This window comes from Bacillota bacterium (assembly GCA_012837285.1).
Lineage (GTDB): Bacteria > Bacillota > DTU030 > DUMP01 > DUMP01 > DUNI01.
The window spans coordinates 1-15,749 of the sequence record DURJ01000014.1 but is presented as its reverse complement, the minus strand read 5'-3'; the positions used below and the strand labels follow the sequence as shown (position 1 = coordinate 15,749).

Annotated in this window: 17 protein-coding genes and 1 riboswitch; of the genes, 2 read left to right on the top strand and 15 right to left on the bottom strand. The window is 50.7% G+C overall.

The genetic code is table 11. From position 1 onward, the window contains the following. Positions 1-105 precede the first annotated feature (105 nt). The 9 genes from GX016_00890 to GX016_00850 form a co-directional block, all read right to left on the bottom strand. Positions 106-780, bottom strand: coding sequence for a HAMP domain-containing histidine kinase (locus GX016_00890; GenBank protein ID HHT70118.1), 675 nt, complete (start codon positions 778-780; stop codon positions 106-108). Between the two features lie 111 nt (positions 781-891). Continuing rightward, entirely contained in the window at positions 892-2,661 is a 1,770-nt protein-coding gene (locus tag GX016_00885) for a DUF342 domain-containing protein (protein HHT70117.1), read from the bottom strand. Between the two features lie 32 nt (positions 2,662-2,693). Further along, positions 2,694-3,326 (bottom strand): uracil-DNA glycosylase, encoded by a 633-nt coding sequence (locus tag GX016_00880; GenBank protein ID HHT70116.1) that lies wholly within the window; start codon positions 3,324-3,326, stop codon positions 2,694-2,696. A 68-nt stretch (positions 3,327-3,394) separates the two neighbouring features. After that, complete coding sequence (locus GX016_00875; GenBank protein ID HHT70115.1) at positions 3,395-4,060, bottom strand: HD-GYP domain-containing protein; 666 nt, start codon at positions 4,058-4,060, stop codon at positions 3,395-3,397. A gap of 255 nt (positions 4,061-4,315) precedes the next feature. Further along, positions 4,316-4,768: a glycosyltransferase gene (locus GX016_00870; protein HHT70114.1), complete on the bottom strand. Its 453-nt coding sequence runs from the start codon at positions 4,766-4,768 to the stop codon at positions 4,316-4,318. Between the two features lie 87 nt (positions 4,769-4,855). Beyond that, a complete protein-coding gene (locus GX016_00865; protein HHT70113.1) occupies positions 4,856-5,509 on the bottom strand; it encodes a response regulator transcription factor in 654 nt (217 codons plus the stop codon). A gap of 26 nt (positions 5,510-5,535) precedes the next feature. Then, entirely contained in the window at positions 5,536-6,324 is a 789-nt protein-coding gene (locus GX016_00860; protein ID HHT70112.1) for an EamA family transporter, read from the bottom strand. A gap of 112 nt (positions 6,325-6,436) precedes the next feature. Next, on the bottom strand, positions 6,437-7,600 hold the full coding sequence (locus GX016_00855) for a histidine kinase (GenBank protein HHT70111.1): 1,164 nt from the start codon (positions 7,598-7,600) through the stop codon (positions 6,437-6,439). A 216-nt stretch (positions 7,601-7,816) separates the two neighbouring features. Beyond that, complete coding sequence (locus GX016_00850; protein HHT70110.1) at positions 7,817-9,013, bottom strand: methionine adenosyltransferase; 1,197 nt, start codon at positions 9,011-9,013, stop codon at positions 7,817-7,819. A gap of 51 nt (positions 9,014-9,064) precedes the next feature. Continuing rightward, positions 9,065-9,173: riboswitch (SAM riboswitch) on the bottom strand. 184 nt (positions 9,174-9,357) lie between these two features. Here GX016_00850 and GX016_00845 point away from each other — a divergent pair. Then, the gene (locus tag GX016_00845; protein HHT70109.1) at positions 9,358-9,816 is read left to right on the top strand and encodes a QueT transporter family protein; all 459 of its coding nucleotides are present in this window, start codon (positions 9,358-9,360) and stop codon (positions 9,814-9,816) included. A 145-nt stretch (positions 9,817-9,961) separates the two neighbouring features. Then, positions 9,962-10,492, top strand: coding sequence for a LysM peptidoglycan-binding domain-containing protein (locus GX016_00840; protein HHT70108.1), 531 nt, complete (start codon positions 9,962-9,964; stop codon positions 10,490-10,492). A gap of 49 nt (positions 10,493-10,541) precedes the next feature. Here GX016_00840 and GX016_00835 read toward each other — a convergent pair whose 3' ends face one another. The 6 genes from GX016_00835 to GX016_00810 form a co-directional block, all read right to left on the bottom strand. Then, positions 10,542-11,084: a DUF4416 family protein gene (locus GX016_00835; protein HHT70107.1), complete on the bottom strand. Its 543-nt coding sequence runs from the start codon at positions 11,082-11,084 to the stop codon at positions 10,542-10,544. A gap of 71 nt (positions 11,085-11,155) precedes the next feature. Then, the gene (locus GX016_00830; GenBank protein HHT70106.1) at positions 11,156-12,280 is read right to left on the bottom strand and encodes a hypothetical protein; all 1,125 of its coding nucleotides are present in this window, start codon (positions 12,278-12,280) and stop codon (positions 11,156-11,158) included. A 144-nt stretch (positions 12,281-12,424) separates the two neighbouring features. Further along, positions 12,425-13,462 (bottom strand): lipoate--protein ligase, encoded by a 1,038-nt coding sequence (locus tag GX016_00825; protein HHT70105.1) that lies wholly within the window; start codon positions 13,460-13,462, stop codon positions 12,425-12,427. Between the two features lie 39 nt (positions 13,463-13,501). Next, entirely contained in the window at positions 13,502-14,269 is a 768-nt protein-coding gene (locus GX016_00820) for an epoxyqueuosine reductase (GenBank protein ID HHT70104.1), read from the bottom strand. A gap of 216 nt (positions 14,270-14,485) precedes the next feature. Then, positions 14,486-15,436, bottom strand: a complete 951-nt coding sequence (locus tag GX016_00815; GenBank protein ID HHT70103.1) for an aminopeptidase — start codon at positions 15,434-15,436, stop codon at positions 14,486-14,488. Between the two features lie 136 nt (positions 15,437-15,572). Continuing rightward, a partial coding sequence (locus GX016_00810; protein HHT70102.1) for a UDP-diphosphatase occupies positions 15,573-15,749 on the bottom strand: 177 nt, incomplete at its 5' end.

Genomic DNA, 15,749 nt, shown 5'->3' with positions numbered 1-15,749 from the left:
CCTCCTCAGTGGGATGCATCTTCCAGTTATTATACCATAATTATTTAGTTGTATCCAGGTACAGGAAAGAACTGCCAGTAAAAAGGCCCTGTCTCCCTTAGGAAACTAAGCCTCCCGGCTGGTGGCCAGATCCTGTCGTCCAGGCAACCATAAGGTGAAACAAGTCCCGGAGCCCAGGTTGCTTTCCACTTCCAGCCGGCCCCCGTGGAACTCGGCGATCTGCTTGCAGAGCGGGAGTCCTAGGCCAGTCCCATTTTCCTTGGTAGTAAAGTAAGGCTGAAAAATCCGAGTCATGTCCGCCGGTGAAATACCTGGACCTGTATCTCGACAAGTAAGTCGCAACCAGTTATCGCCAACCGGTGCCAGCTCTAGCAAAATTTGTCCGGGACCCGACAAGGCAGCTAAGGCATTGCTGACCAGGTTCCACAAGAGCTGCTGCAGCAGCTTCGGCGTTCCGTAAACCAGAGGACAAGGACTCGCTTTTACCTCGACTTCGATACCGCTCCCCTCTGCCAAATGAGCAACCTTGGTAGCTATCTGATTTAATATCGCTGCCAGATCACAACGACTGAAGGGTATAGTGCCAACCCGGGTGAAATGAAGGCTGTCTTCTACTAATTGCTCCAGGTGGCCGAGCTCACTGGACAACATTTCCACGTAATGCCGAGCCCGGCTATCGTCTGCCACTTGGTCAGCTAATAGCTGTAAGAAACCATCCATGGTAGCGGTGGTATTCTTTATTTCGTGTACTATTCCCACCAATAGGCTTTCTCTCTTCAAAAATAAGCCCCCCTTAGATAAAGCGCACCCAGCTATGTATTCGACCTGATGGAAACAATTTCCTGCCGCCAGTAAAAAAGAACCGGGATACCCGGTTCTAACAATGCTGTTCTAGTATAAAACCAGTGTTCCCTTCTGATCAATCCGGGCGACGATACCTTGATCGCTCTCTTGAAACAGGTGCCGTGCCTGGCCGACTTGGATGGTAACATTGGGGTAAACTTTTTTCGCCACTACTGTTCCGCCAGCATTTACCTTAAGTAGAGTCGAGCTGCCTCCACCAGAACCGGCTTCGTTCACCACAATCCGTTCGCGAGCCTGGACCACACCTCCTCGTACTATCCCAGGTTGGCCGTCCACCCGGACACAATGACCGGCATACAAAAAAGACTGGTAGCAGCCCTTCCCGCCAACAAGAATGTCCCCACTGGCTTCTACCCGTGCCCCTTGGACATAGCTGGCAGAAAACAATAGTCTTTCTCCGGAAGAATTCTGCAGACTATCCACCAGCTTTCTTACCTGCTTAACTAAACCCCAGACTTCACCGGCACCGGTTACTTGCAGAACTCCCCGTCGACTTGTCGTTTCCCGCAGAGCTGACAGAACGTCGTCGATCTCGGCCGTAATAATGCCGGATACTTCTCGATAAGCCCCGGCCAGATCATTGATCAAGCCTGGCAAATACGAAAACTTGGTATCCAAAAGCCGAGACATTACCCGTCCCCAACCCCTACGGCTGGCTGCTGGCCCTAGTTCCGGATGCTCTGAGATTTGTGTAAGCGCAGCAGCACAGTCTTCCAGTCCGGCGGCTAATTTCTCCCACGATTCCTGCACACGCAGGTGCACTGCACCAACACCGCCGGCACGCACGATCCCGCCGATTACATTTTGACGGACAACTACTTGTCCACCGGCTGTCAGGTTAGCATGAGTAGAATTGCCCGTCACTTCTATATTTCCACCGGCATAAACAGCCATGGTTTCGTCTACATTTCCTCTTACAACCACATCGCCATTGAATTTGATATTGCCGCTGGCTAAATTAACACCCCGCTCAGCTACCAGTAACGGAAAGACCTCCAGCTTTCCTCGAACATAAGCAGGTCTCCCGCTGCGAGTAGCTACCGCCCTCAGTCCTCCATTTACAATCTCGGCGCCTTCACCGGCTAACAGCTCGATGTCCACTGGAACCCTGGGGGCGATCGGCTCACCGGTGACAGATAGCCCGGGTTCGCCCAAAACAGGCGGATGCTTAACCGCCAGTTCGTCACCGGTCTCTACGGTAGGAATAACTCTAAGCTCACGCCAGTCTACTCTAAGCTGTGCGGCATTAGGCAATCTATGTTGCTGATCCTTAAACTTTAACTCAATGCGTGCATCCTGCCCCGGAACAGGTGGCTTGCCTCTGGCTACAACCTTAGACACACCTGCACCAGTAACAGCCAATGACTCTATCGCCTTCTTATCGATGCCAACAAACACACCCTTTTCCTGTAAGGCCTGTTCAACCAATTCTGGCTTCACCGGAGGCAGCTGTGGTTCCGCTTTGGTTGTTAGCACTAAATGCTGTCGAGGCCCACTGTCCACTAGATAGTATTGGCTCCCTGGGACTAGATCGAGCCCAGCCTTTGCCTTTAAGCCGTCAGAAGACAACACCACCTGTACTGAGATTTGCCCCGGTTCGCTCATCAGTTCCACGCGAATCTTGTCGCTACTGGTAACTTCTCTAGGTTCAGTAATCTCTGCCTCATTGACATACAACTTAAGGCCCGGTCCCGGCTCAAGTACAGCCTGCCGTCCGCCGCCTCTGGGCTCCACCACAATAACACGACCCTGAAACACACTGGCACTTCCATCGCGTACTACTTCTTTCTCGGCCAATTTCTCTTTCCCCCCTTGCCTTAGGCCAGTTGTCACTTCTTAAGCTGCTCATAGCGCTGTATTACGGCCTGAAAGTCTTGCCACACCGGTCGTTTCTTGCTCGGATCTCGCAGTAAAGCCGCCGGATGAAAAGTAGGCATAATTAACAGTCCATCTTTGATTACCCACTGACCACGGTCACGAGTAATGCGCAAAGATGGATCCACCAGGATCTGGCTGGCTAAGGCCCCAAGACAAATAACAATTTTCGGCTCAATAATCCTTAACTGAGCCTGAAGATATGGTGTGCATGTTTTTACTTCATCGGGAGTCGGTAGACGATTTCCCGGTGGCCGACATTTAACCACGTTCCCAATAAAAACTCCGGCCCGGCTAAGGCCGACAGCTGCAAGAATGTTATCCAAAAGTTGGCCCGCTGCTCCAACAAAGGGACGCCCGAGTTCGTCTTCGGCTTTACCAGGTCCCTCGCCTACTAGCATTATGTCCGCTTCCGGCTTGCCCTCGCCAAAAACTACCTGCCGGCAACCATCACGCAACCGACAACGGCGGCAAGCGCTAACTATCTGCTTTAACTCATCCAGTGAACTAGCTTGCTCCCATAGAGGTCGAGACTTATCCGGTCTAGCTTCCGGGAGAAAACTCAGCTGCCTTGGATCAACTGTCATGCTAAACCCTCCCCTTGCAGTATAATTGGCTATACTGTGCATAGCCTCCTGCAAGGAAGGACCAAAAGTTATGTACTGACCAGCTCAATTAATTCAGCCGAGGGTGCTACGGTGAGGACCACCCTCAAAAACGAACGCGTACCTTCAGTAAGCATTTGCCACGGCGACTGTTCTTCCTTCATACTCTCCAGAAACGCCTTCACCACCACCGGATCAAACTGCGTACCACTGCAATCAGAAAGCTCCTTAGCAGAAGCTATGATTGAACGGGCCCGCCGATAGGGGCGGTTCGACGTCATGGCATCGAATGAATCGGCTACGGCTATAATGCGCCCCCCCAACGAAATATTAGCTCCTTGAATACCATCGGGGTAACCGCTGCCGTCGTACCACTCGTGATGGCTCCGGATCAGGGGTGCCAAATGCACCAACTTGCGAACCTTCTTCACCACCTTTTCTCCTACTATGGAGTGTTGCTTTACGCATTCATACTCTTGCTCAGTAAGCTGCGCCGGCTTGTTTAGAATCGAACGTGCTACTGAAACTTTGCCCACGTCGTGAAGCAACCCAGCCTGCTCGATTACTGCTATCTCTACAGGCGGAAGCTTTAGGCGCCGCGCAATAGTAACAGCGTAACCGGCTACCCGTAGACTATGGGCATATACATAGGGGTCTTCAATCTCCATGATAGCAGCCATACTAAGCACCTGCATGGGACTATGAATGGCGGTCACTTTCTTGCCTCCTTTATGCCCAGCTTCGTTAGGCGGCCAGTTCAGCAAACATACAGTCTCGATAGCGTCCTATCTTAAGCAAGACAAGCATGGCCCGGGGTTAGCCGGGCAATTTCATCTTAACAGTCGGTTGTCCTAATTATTATTTTATCAGTAAACTAGAACCTGTCTATCAGACAATGGTCTCAACTGCCATGCAACAAAAGACCCTAACAATAACTGTTAGGGTCCCAGTAGCATCGACATTGATCCCTTTTATTCGTTTAACATGCGCTCCATGGCCTGCCCAGCCTTATGAGCAGGCTGCTTAGCCAGATCCAACAGGCAAACTACCTCGCCCTGGCATAAAGTCAACCCTTCTTCGTAAGCCTGAGTCCAAGCAACTGACTTGGTTACTAATCTAACTTCCTCCCGGGCCAGGCGCTCCAAAATGGCCGGTGTTTGATCCTGGGAGCCACCGCTAACGGCAACTACTTCAAAATTGGGGTCCCCGCAAGCATTGACATAATCCAAACCAAGTAACCAACGAACTACCCCTTCGATACGAGCCTCGTCATTGCGGGCAATGACCAGTATACTAATGAAAGGCTTTCCCTGCCCCTGCCTTTGGCAAAACTTGCGCCGTAGCCCAACAAAAAGCGCCCACAACCCATAGATAGACAACAATAACAGACAAAGCATGGCCATATCGTTTCCGGCCCAAAGCATACCTTCACCTTCCTTTCTTGGTCAGAGTATGCTTGGGGCCAAAACCATGTGCTTGTTCAAGGTGCCACCTCAGCGCACATTTGTTGACTAGTTCAATTCTACTAACCCTTTTCGAATAGCGTACAGAGCTGCTTCGGTACGATCGCCTACGCCAATCTTACGAAATATGCTGGTGACGTGGTTTTTCACCGTTTTTTCACTAATAGATAGGGCGGCCCCAATTTGTTTGTTGCTGTGGCCATGAGCCAACAGCAGGAGAACTTCCTCTTCGCGAGCCGTCAGGCCGTCTACTTTCTCTTCCTCGCGCCCATTGGCTAGCCGAGTAAACTCGCCCATCAACTTCTTGGCTGCCGGTGGTGACATATAAGAATTTCCATCATTAACGGCCCTAATGGCACCTACTAGTCCACCTGGTTCCACATCTTTAAGTACATAACCAGCTGCCCCTGCTCGCACCATCTCCAGCAGGTGGTCGCGATCGTCATGAATGGTAAGAGCAACAACGCCAACTTCCGGAAACTTATCCTTAATCTCAGCCGTAACCTCAACACCGCTCTTATCAGGCAAATCCAAATCCATCAATACTACATCCGGCTTAGCTGCAGCAACTCCTTCCATAGCTGCGTGGGCCGTCCCTGCTTCCGCCACTATTTCGATATCATCCTCTAACTCTACCACTTTCTTGATTCCACTTCTTACTACCGGGTGGTCATCCACTACCAGCACACGAATCTTCTCCACTCTCGCCCCTCCCCCTAGCTTGTGTGCTATTCGTTTGTCCCAGACACTTCCTTCGAAACCAGGCTCTCACTTTGAGCGCACATAACGGCTGTTAACACCAATATCATACCAACAATTTGCCCTGGCTGAATTCGTTCGCCCAGTAGCGTCACTGCTAGTGCAACGCCTACCACTGGTTCAACGCTGGCTACCACTGCTGCCCGGCTGGCTTCCACTTGTGCTACACCGATGGAATAACTTACCCAGGGCACTAAAGTGCCCCACAGTCCCAACCCCAAGGCGCTACCCCAAAAAGAACCAGTCCTAACCAAAGGTGCCAGTCCCAGCGGTGGCCTTATTATGGTCAAGAGTAGCAAACCTATTAGAGTACAATAAAAGACCGTTGTCACTGCACTGAAGCGTTCCCGTGCTTTCTTGGCAAACAAACCGAAACAAGCATAACAGATCCCCGACATTATCCCAGCCGTTATCCCCATAAGATTAAGCCTTAATACAGTCACATCGTACCCTCTCGCTACCAAGAAACAGCCGCCTAAAGAAAGAACCACCGCCACAGCTTTTCCCCAGCTAAGCTGTTCCTTAAAGATAAATCGGGCCAACAATGTGGCCAAGGCCGGAGCAGTATATAGCAAGATTACTGCCACCGTTACCCCAACCAACTCCACTGCGGTAAAGTAAAAGATGTTATATAGAGCTCCGTTAACTAAACCAAAAGCAGCAAATAGTATTAGATCCCGTCTTTTGAGGCGAGGAAAACCGCCCTCTTGGCACAGCAGAAGAAGAAGTAAGCCTGGCAACGCTACTGCAGAACGCACCCACGCAACCTGCCAAGGGGTCAAGCCGGTGTCCAGCAGCCAACGGCCAAAAACGCCGATGCTCCCCCAGGCAACCCCTGCCAGCAGAATCCAGCCATAACCCGCGTTGAAATCAATCGACCCCCTCTAGTTCTTTTGTGGGCAAATGAAGGAGTACACGCGTTCCCGCACTTGGGCGGCTGTCGATCTTAAGGCTGGCACCCACCAGCTCTGCCCGTTCCTTCATCCCCACCAGCCCTAGGTGTTCACCATCAGTAATCCAAGCCCCTTCAAGCGGCACATCAAATCCGCACCCATTGTCCAGTACCTGAGCGGCCAAGAAATCAGGGGCAAATTCCAACCGTACCTTGATGTCGGTAGCGTTAGCATGTTTGACCACATTATTCAAGGCTTCTTGGATTATGCGAAAGACACAGGTTAAAGACGTACCGTCAATCTTCTGTTCTTCACCATGCACCGATAACAGTATCGCAGTACCGGTTCGCTCTTCAATCTGAGAAATAAGCTTGCTCACCGCTGCCTTAAGCCCAATGTTATCTAGAGATAACGGCCTTAGGTTAAAAATAACCTCCCGGGTCTCTCTCAGGCCACCCCGTACTATTTGCTCCACACTGCTCAGCTCATGTTTGGCCCGTTCCGTATCACTTTCAAGTACTTTCTGTGCTACTTCTAGACCAAGAATAGCCCCGGCCAATTGTTGAGCTAAGCCATCGTGCAAATCCCGGGCCACCCGCCGCCGTTCTTCTTCTTGCGCCTGGATGATACGAATGGCAACTTCACGTTTCTCCTGCAGCGTACCGATGGTGCGGGAAAGCTCTTTCAAATTCCCGCTTAAGTAATCCAGTGCCACTCCAACCTGGGTCGATAAGATTTCTGCCCGCGACAGCAGTCGAGAAATGTTCTTTAAGGTGCGCTCCAGCTCATCACGCTTAGCGCGAAGCTCTTTTTCCTGTTCCGTCAGTACAATCAGGCGCACCTGCATATCTCGAGCATGAGCATACGCCAGTCGAATTTCCTCCTCGTCGTAGTGCTTAAAGTCCCGGCTGACCTGCATGAGGTATAGTCGTGAGCGCTGTTCTTCCAACCGAGCAGCATCTACCTTGTCGATCACGGCTAAGGCCTTTTCCTTAACCTTCTCCAGCTCACGGGTGAGCCGAATCACCTCAGCCCGAGCATCGTCGGCAATGGAGTTTATTTGGTGTTGACTATCCTGAATAGCTGCTACCGTCTGCTGCAGGATTTCGTCTAAACGGGCCAAATCTGACTGAACCTCCACCCGCCTCACCTCTGTAACATTATTCGACTTCCAAGTCTTACCTTCCTGCTAATTCTGTCAAGACTTGGATAAAAAAGGAGAACTTATGCACAAATGGTTGTTCCCAAGGCAAAAGCCGGGGGAACCCCCGGCCGGTCAATTACCGTATTTGATTACTTCTCTACTGCTTTCACTGCTATTGTTACTTTTATTCCCCTGCTCCCTACTATGTCTTCTTTACGCTAACTTAGCCGCCGCTTTTCTTAATTCATCAACCTTATCGGTTTGCTCCCAGGTAAGATCTAAGTCAGTGCGCCCAAAGTGGCCGTAAGCAGCCAGAGGTTTAAAGATGGGACGCCTTAAGTCCAGGCTGGAGATAATACCAGCCGGCCTAAGCTCAAAATGATCCTTGATTAGTTGGCCGATAGCGGCAGCGGAAATAATACCGGTACCAAAGGTATCCACCGTAACAGACACTGGCCGGGCCACACCGATAGCATAGGCCACCTGGACCTCACAGCGTTCGGCCAGGCCCGCGTCCACTATATTCTTAGCTGCATACCGGGCTGCATAGCTGGCCGATCGATCCACCTTCGTTGGGTCTTTCCCAGAAAAGGCGCCACCGCCGTGGCGGGCACTACCACCATAGGTGTCGACAATAATCTTGCGGCCAGTAAGACCCGAGTCGGCCGCCGGTCCCCCTAACACAAACCGTCCCGTTGGGTTTACATAAAACCTGGTGTTGGGGTCAAGAAATTGCGCTGGGACAATAGGCTTGATCACCGTTTCAATAACATCGGCTTTAATTTTCTCTAACGTTACGTCCGGACGATGTTGGGCCGACACCACTACCGCTTCTACCCGCAAGGGACGATTGCCTTCATATTCCACTGTGACTTGGGTTTTCCCATCAGGACGCAAATACGGCAGTAACTTGGTCTTTCTTACCTCGGCCAGCCGCCGAGCCAACTGATGGGCCAAAGATATGGGCAGAGGCATAAGTTCCGGTGTTTCCCGGCAGGCATAGCCGAAGACCATACCCTGATCGCCGGCCCCAATTTGGTCCAGGGGATCAGCTTCCCCTTCTTTAGCCTCCAGACCCTTGTCCACACCCAAGGCAATGTCAGGTGACTGCTCATCGATAGCCGTCAGCACAGCACAGGTATCCCCGTCGAAGCCGAACTTGGCCCTGGTGTACCCAATATCCTTCACTGTTTGACGGACTAGACGGGGAATGTCCACATAACAACGGCAGGAAATCTCCCCTGTTACCAACACCAACCCGGTAGTGACAGCTGTCTCACAGGCAACCCGAGCATAAGGATCCTGGGCTAAAATAGCATCCAAAACAGCATCCGAAACCTGATCCGCCACCTTATCCGGATGTCCCTCAGTAACCGACTCAGAAGTAAAAAAATAACGTTCCGACAACAAAACTCCTCCCTTCAACAAAAAAGGCCGCTTCAATTTGGAAGTGGCCTTTTACTCCTATCTTCCAGAATTGACATTCTGCAGGAATTGGCACATCACCAGAATACCTCTGGCATGCTGCCGGGTTTCATCGGGCCAGTCCCTCCACCGCTCTGGATAAGAGCCCTCTATTCGATTGTTGCTACAATTCCTCCTCTGATGGTAACATACCTCACTTTAAACTGTCAAGAAATTTTGTCAACCGGGCAAAAACCTGTCGGTTAGAGTCATATCTGGTTGCGCCTTTCTTGCTGCTCTATGTGCTTTGTGGTAGACTGAGGCCGAACAATTGTGGAGGGGGCTTACCTGTGGAAGAACCGGCAAAGCGTTTAGTTCGCGTCGGCCTTATTGCCGCTTTATACGTGGTGATAACTTATGCTCTCCAGGCTACTAGCTTTTTCCCCACTCAGTTTCGTCTGGCTGAGGCTTTAACCTTGCTTCCCATGCTATTTCCGGAAGCAATTTGGGGGGTAGGAATTGGCTGCTTTATCGCTAATCTGCTCAGCCCAGCCGGACTTATCGATGTAGTGCTGGGAAGTCTCACCACCCTGCTGGCGGCCTACATAACTTATCGTTTCCGTTGGCATGCTATTGGCTACTTAGCCCCTATTGTGCTCAACGCTCTGATCGTAAGTGCCTATTTGCGCCTGCTGGCAAATCTTCCCTATTGGATCACGGCACTGAGTATCGCCTTTAGTGAAGCTGTGGTAGTCTTGGGACTTGGTTATCCTCTGGTATGGTATCTTAAGAAGTGGCAACAACGCTAACATAAGACATCGGTCCTGATTAACAGCGCTTGGGTTGATTCTACTGTTGCAGAAGTTAGCAGTTGTAACAGACGAACACAGACCATGATGGTTCCAGGTGTAAATCCTTAGCATATGCTGATGACAAGGGAGGAGGCATGTGCTGATGAAAACATGGCATGTACAACCTGGAGACACCCTGTACCGGATTGCTCTATCGCATGGAGTGCCGCTTTCTGAGCTACTGGTCGCCAACCCTGGCCTGGATCCAAATAATCTGGTTGCCGGTCAAGAAGTTGTAATCCCCGACAACAGTGGGAGCGGATCTCACAGTCCCCAGTGCCCCAGCGGAGTCTTTTGGGTGGTGGCTCCGGGAGATACACTGTACAGCATTGCCCAAGCTGCAGGGGTGAATCTAGCCGACCTGATAGCGGTAAACCCTCAGGCAGATCCTTTTAATCTGCGTGTTGGTCAAGAATTATGTCTGCCCCCTTCAGGAGCGATCGTACCACCGGAAATACCGCCTTGCCCCAGCGGTCTCTTCTGGGTGGTAGAGCCAGGGGATACACTGTATAAAATAGCCCAGGCCACCGGCTTCACCGTAGATGAAATACTGGCGGTAAATCCTGGCCTGGACCCTGGCAATTTGCAGCCATGCACTAATATATGTCTTCCCAGAGGTGGATTGCTCCCCTAATGCTTTCGCCTTATGAGCTCTCGGCAACTGCTTCCGCAACAGCAGTTGCCTATTGCTGTAACGTCCGCAGCTGAAGCCGGTGGAGCTCTCTAATGGTGCCAAACATCTTTCGATAGGATAAGCTGGCATAGTCCGGATAGGTCCAAGGCCACGGTCGAAACTCGCCGCTTACATAATGGAGTGTAACCTCTCCGTAGATCCCCTGGCCTAAGTACAGGCGGTGGGCATGGTCTTTGGTGGTAGCCAGAACTAGCTTGGCCAAGCTCACATACCCAACATCAATATTAACCCGACGGCGTCCTTCCTGGCTCCAGCTGTTTTCCAGATCGTTACTCCAGTTCTTGAGCGCCGGTAGCTGGGCCGGGTCTATTAGATTGCCAAAGGCAAAAAAGATTCGAGTAAGATTCGCTCCCATCTCGGCTTCATAGTACGTGGTATGAGCAAACGGCAGCCGCTCACTCTTATATACACACCGTCCCAGTCGGCCGGTCAGCTCTGATTGGGCAGCGGTAAGCATGTCGTCGTCACCGGTAAATACACTGGCGATAGGCGTAACCTGTTCCGGTGCCCGGACCTGTCCCAACTGTACCATTCCTTTCTGTCTGCAATTATTACTTGATAATTCTTCGTTAGCTTGGGGCAATTTCCTTTTTTTATTTCACTCTAGTATTGCCTTGCCTCCTCCTTGTTTGAGTTTGCTGTATGCAGAATCTGTTCCAAGATTTGTTGTCTTAGCTGAGCCAAAGCGTCAAAATCCATATAGGGGGCATAGTATTGCTCCATCTGGTCGTGGACATTTTTGGCTGCGCTAATAAAACTGATGGCCCGGTTGAATAAGCTGAAGAACATCTCTTTGTTTTCAGCTATAACCGCGGCATACTTTTTCTCCACCGCTTCATCCAGTGCTTCGTCCATGTTAACTACTACGTCGTCAACACCGGCACTGTATACGTGCGGTTCGATGGATTTGGTTAGGGCCACATTGAGTTTGGGGATAACCACCTGTTCCACCTTGCTAGGGTTTAAGGGGCAGTGATATAGTTCCACGTCGTAACCGCGTTCCAACGCCGCCTGCCCTACCTTGGCAATAAGCACTGATTTTCCTGTGCCCGGCTTGCCGGCAATGACATATTTTTTTCGACAGGGACCAATGATGGTCTCCAAGTGGTCCACCATACCGTCCGGTGTAATGGCGCGGGCAAACAGATGTCGATCACGGCCGACACGTACTGTCACCGGCTCCGCATCTAAGATATCGTGAATTATGGCTGCTGCCTGCTGGTTAGCCCACCCGAAATTCATACCTTCGGTATTGGCTTCCTCCCAGTCACGGTAGATAATCTGGGCCGCTTTTAGGAACCGATAGGCCCGGGTAAAAGTGCGGCCGACCTCTTTGTTTAAAGCTATCAGTTCTTTTTTATGGGTGCGGATCTTATCTTCGTCCCAATAGTTACCGAAATACACAATTTCGTCCACAGCTCCAGGTAGTCTGGGATCCAGCACATGCGGTGCCGTTCCATCGATGATGGCCACTCCCAGTTGAGGAAAGACAATACCGTCTAAAGAGCCATTGTCGGACGAGCAGCAATGAAACTCCACATCAAAACCCTGTTCCACCAGCGAATCGGCGATGGAGCGCATGAACGTGGACTTACCCACACCGGGGCCGCCTTTGATAATAAAGATCCGGGTAGCATCTGGGGGAATAATGTGATCATAAAAAGAATAGAAGCCCTCTGCTGTATTGCAGCCGGGAAATACCTTTTTGATTCTGCCACGGGCAGTCAATTCTTTCTCCTCCTTGCCATGTATGTTGTGGGCATCGCTAACATCATATTAGGATCATCCCCTTAATGCTCCTAAAATACAGCCGGCAAAAAGAAGGGGGCCGAAACCGGCCCCCGCGATTGGTCCAAGACACAAAAAGAAAGTTCAATTAGCCACCTGAAACAAAGTCATAAGTTCTTCCAAAGAAATGGGGCCAAAAAATTCCTCCAGTTCGAAGTGAGACAGAGTTGATCTAATGTCCGCCCGCTCGAATCTAATGCCTCTAAGTCGCTGCTCAACTTCAGCTACATCTCTGTGACCAAAGAAGTCGCCGTAAATCTTAGCCTGGGCAATTCGGCCCTGTTGGACATCCAAGCGGATTTCTACCTGCCCGGCAGCAAATCGCTTGGCATTGTGAAAATTGTACTTGGGTGACCGACCCCAAACCCAATCCCAGGTACTGTATTTTTCTTGGGCCAATCGGCGGATTCTTTCTTGCTCGGTAGCAGAAAGGATATAAGTCTGTATTTGTTGCCCGCCAAATATATGCTGCAAAAGATGCTGCTTGAGCTCCTCCATAGGTATCGGTTCCAAAAGAAAGTCGGAAATATTGGCCACCCGACTCCGCACCGATTTGATCCCTTTCGAGGCGATCTTATCCGAACTTACTTTCAAGGCTTGTTCCAAGATGCTAAAGTCCGTGTCTACCAGCAGTGTGCCGTGATGCAGCACTCTAGTAGATGTCATGTACTGGGCATTTCCCGATACTTTTCTGTTGCCCACAGTGATATCGTTACGGCTGCTAAAAGCAGCATCTAGACCCAAGTCCTTCAGTGCCGCTATCACCGGTTGGGTAAAAGATTCAAAAGCCGTATCTTTGCCAGGGGTGCGCGGTTCAATAAAAGTAAAATTAAGGTTGCCTTGGTCGTGGTAGACTGCGCCACCGCCCGATAAGCGGCGCACCACCTTAATCCCTCGTTCGATTGTAAAGTCCCTGTTCACTTCTTCAATGGTGTTTTGAAAGCGGCCCACCACAATGGTAGGGTCGTTTTGCCATAAGAGGATATAACTTTCTCTTTGGTCCAGTTCAAAAAACACATGTTCTTCTACTGCCATGTTGTAGTAGCAATCGCGATTATCGTTGGGGACGTACAGCACAGACGCTTCACCACCCTTTGTTTTTCTGATGATACCAGTGCCCATACGATTAATATGCTCCCGAAAATGGGCTTTTTATCTTGTTCAAGGCAAAGCGGTGGGATTTACCTGGGAACAGGGTACCCCCACCAAACACTTGCCGCAAACGTCGGCCAGGCCCAGGTCGCGAAAGCGAGCCGCATTCTCCAAACACATGGCATAGCACCTTTGTCGGTTAAACGACTCCTCCGACAAAGCCTCGTTTACACACCGCTGAACACAGATACCACAGCTACCATCCAGATGGTAGAGGCAGTATTCGTTATCCGCCCGAGTGGTAGGTTCTATTAGAGCATTGGTCACCAGTGTTCCTACCCGCCCGCAACACCCTTTGGCTGTAATCAGCATATTATTTAGTCCGAATTTGCCCAAGCCAGCAATATAGGCCGCATGCCGATGTGACCAGTCACTGATCAGTCTCTCGCGGTCGAAGTTGTGGGTAGGAGGAATCAGAACTGCCCTGTAGCCATGCTTTTTCAACTCTTGGGCTAACGCCTGATTAAGATTAGAAATAAGGGCGTTAGTTTCCACATAGGCTGTTGCCCACGCCCGTGAACTGCCTTGTCCTGAGATATTGCTCTCTACCACCGAAGATTCAAACGCTAAGAAATAGGCGATAACTGTTTGGGCATCAGGCAAGAAATCGGTAGGCACAGCATGAGACGAGCTAACAATGTTCTTGAGTTCCGTAAACAAGGGATCTGCAGCATCAGCGTAAGCCACCAAAGGAGCTCGCCATGAGCTGGCGGTATCTCTTTCCAACGGATAAGAGCGAACATAGTGCGCTATGAAGTTCTCAATCAGTCTTCGTATTGTTTCCGCCCCCTTCAGTTATTTGCGACTCTGTTTTATTTACTATCCCCAGCACCTAAACTCCTGCCTTGTTCAGCTTTTTACTATAGGCCTTAAACCCCAAGAAAAAGAAAAGAAAGCAGAAGTGATTCTGCCTTCAGCTACACCTTGTTTCTCGCTGCAACACTATACTATTATATTATCTCAGCCTGGTTGCAGGAAACTGCCCCGAAGCGGCTAGATTAATATCTTGCCGCCGCCTACCACCTGCTCACCGTCAAGATACAGATCTGGATTCATGACAATGCCATCCACATGGATCCCGGCGGCCACGTTACCGCCGAAGCCGTCGTTGCTGCCTAAAGCTAAATGGACTGTACCGTACACCTTTTCGTCCTCGAGCACAACCCCGATAATGCGAGCTTTTTCATTGGTACCTATGCCCAACTCGGCCAAATTACGAGCCAGGGGATTATCCCCTAACAAGGCGTGGAGGCGCTCCTTATCCGGTCCTTCTATTGCTACCAGTTGTCCTGCAGAAAAAGTCAGCTTGAGAGGGCCGGCCAGTTCTCCCAACCCAGCAAAAGAACCGTCTATTATCACCGTACCTTCGGCTGTTCCCTCCAGGGGAGCGATAAAAGCTTCGCCGGCAGGTAGATTACCAAAAGCGCCTGGTTCATGGCACATGCCGGTACAGGCTGCACCTTGCCGACCGGCCAAAGACATGGTCAAACGACAGCCGTCTTTTTCCACCACAGCCTCTGTGGCCGCTGTAAGCTTGTTAGCCAACTTAAGGGCCAACGCTGCCACCTGCTTATAATCGGCCTGCATGGCTCCGCCCTGAAACATTTCTTCCTTAATACCAGGCATGGTTGCTATTCTAACTCCGCCAGCAGAGGCTTGCCGGCGAGCCTTGGTATGGCTAAGAGAATCACGGGTAGCTGCAATTACAACATCCGCTGCGGCCATGGCGGCAGCAACTGTTTTGGTCGGTTCGGCCCCGCTTCTGCCGGTGGGCTGCATACGCATGAGTATAGCGTTAGCTCCCAGTTCCTCCCCAGCCTTAAACAGGGCTTCACCGATGATGAATGTGCTCTCATCCACAACCACTAAAAGTTCCTCACCAGTCTTAAGAGCCATGTTCTGGGTCAGTAGGCTCCTAGCAGCATTTAACATCTCTTGCTTCATCTTCATGCCCCCTGTACAAATTCGGACCAAATAGTCAACTGTTAAATTCGACTTGGCCCCAGATAAATCCTTTCCAGGCCGTGGTTCAATACATGTTCAGGCAATAAGTCTTTCTTGTCCTTGAGCCGTGCGCTTGTTAGCGCAGCCAAACAGCAATTAGCACAACCAGCGCTAAGGCCAACCGGTAGATGGCAAAGACTAAGTAACTGCCCTGACGTAAGTATTGAAGTAAGAAGTGAATAGCCCAGTACCCCACCATTGCCGCCACTATTACACCTAGAACAAAGGGTAAATCAAGGGCAGCAAAAGTGAT

What these genes read in the sequence shown, in the direction of transcription:
- GX016_00880 (HHT70116.1), bottom strand. Translation starts at nt 3,326, where the DNA reads ATGACAGTTGATCCAAGGCAGCTGAGTTTTCTCCCGGAAGCTAGACCG.
- GX016_00870 (HHT70114.1), bottom strand. Translation starts at nt 4,768, where the DNA reads ATGCTTTGGGCCGGAAACGATATGGCCATGCTTTGTCTGTTATTGTTG.
- GX016_00840 (HHT70108.1), top strand. Translation starts at nt 9,962, where the DNA reads ATGAAAACATGGCATGTACAACCTGGAGACACCCTGTACCGGATTGCT.
- GX016_00835 (HHT70107.1), bottom strand. Translation starts at nt 11,084, where the DNA reads ATGGTACAGTTGGGACAGGTCCGGGCACCGGAACAGGTTACGCCTATC.
- GX016_00825 (HHT70105.1), bottom strand. Translation starts at nt 13,462, where the DNA reads ATGGGCACTGGTATCATCAGAAAAACAAAGGGTGGTGAAGCGTCTGTG.
- GX016_00815 (HHT70103.1), bottom strand. Translation starts at nt 15,436, where the DNA reads ATGAAGCAAGAGATGTTAAATGCTGCTAGGAGCCTACTGACCCAGAAC.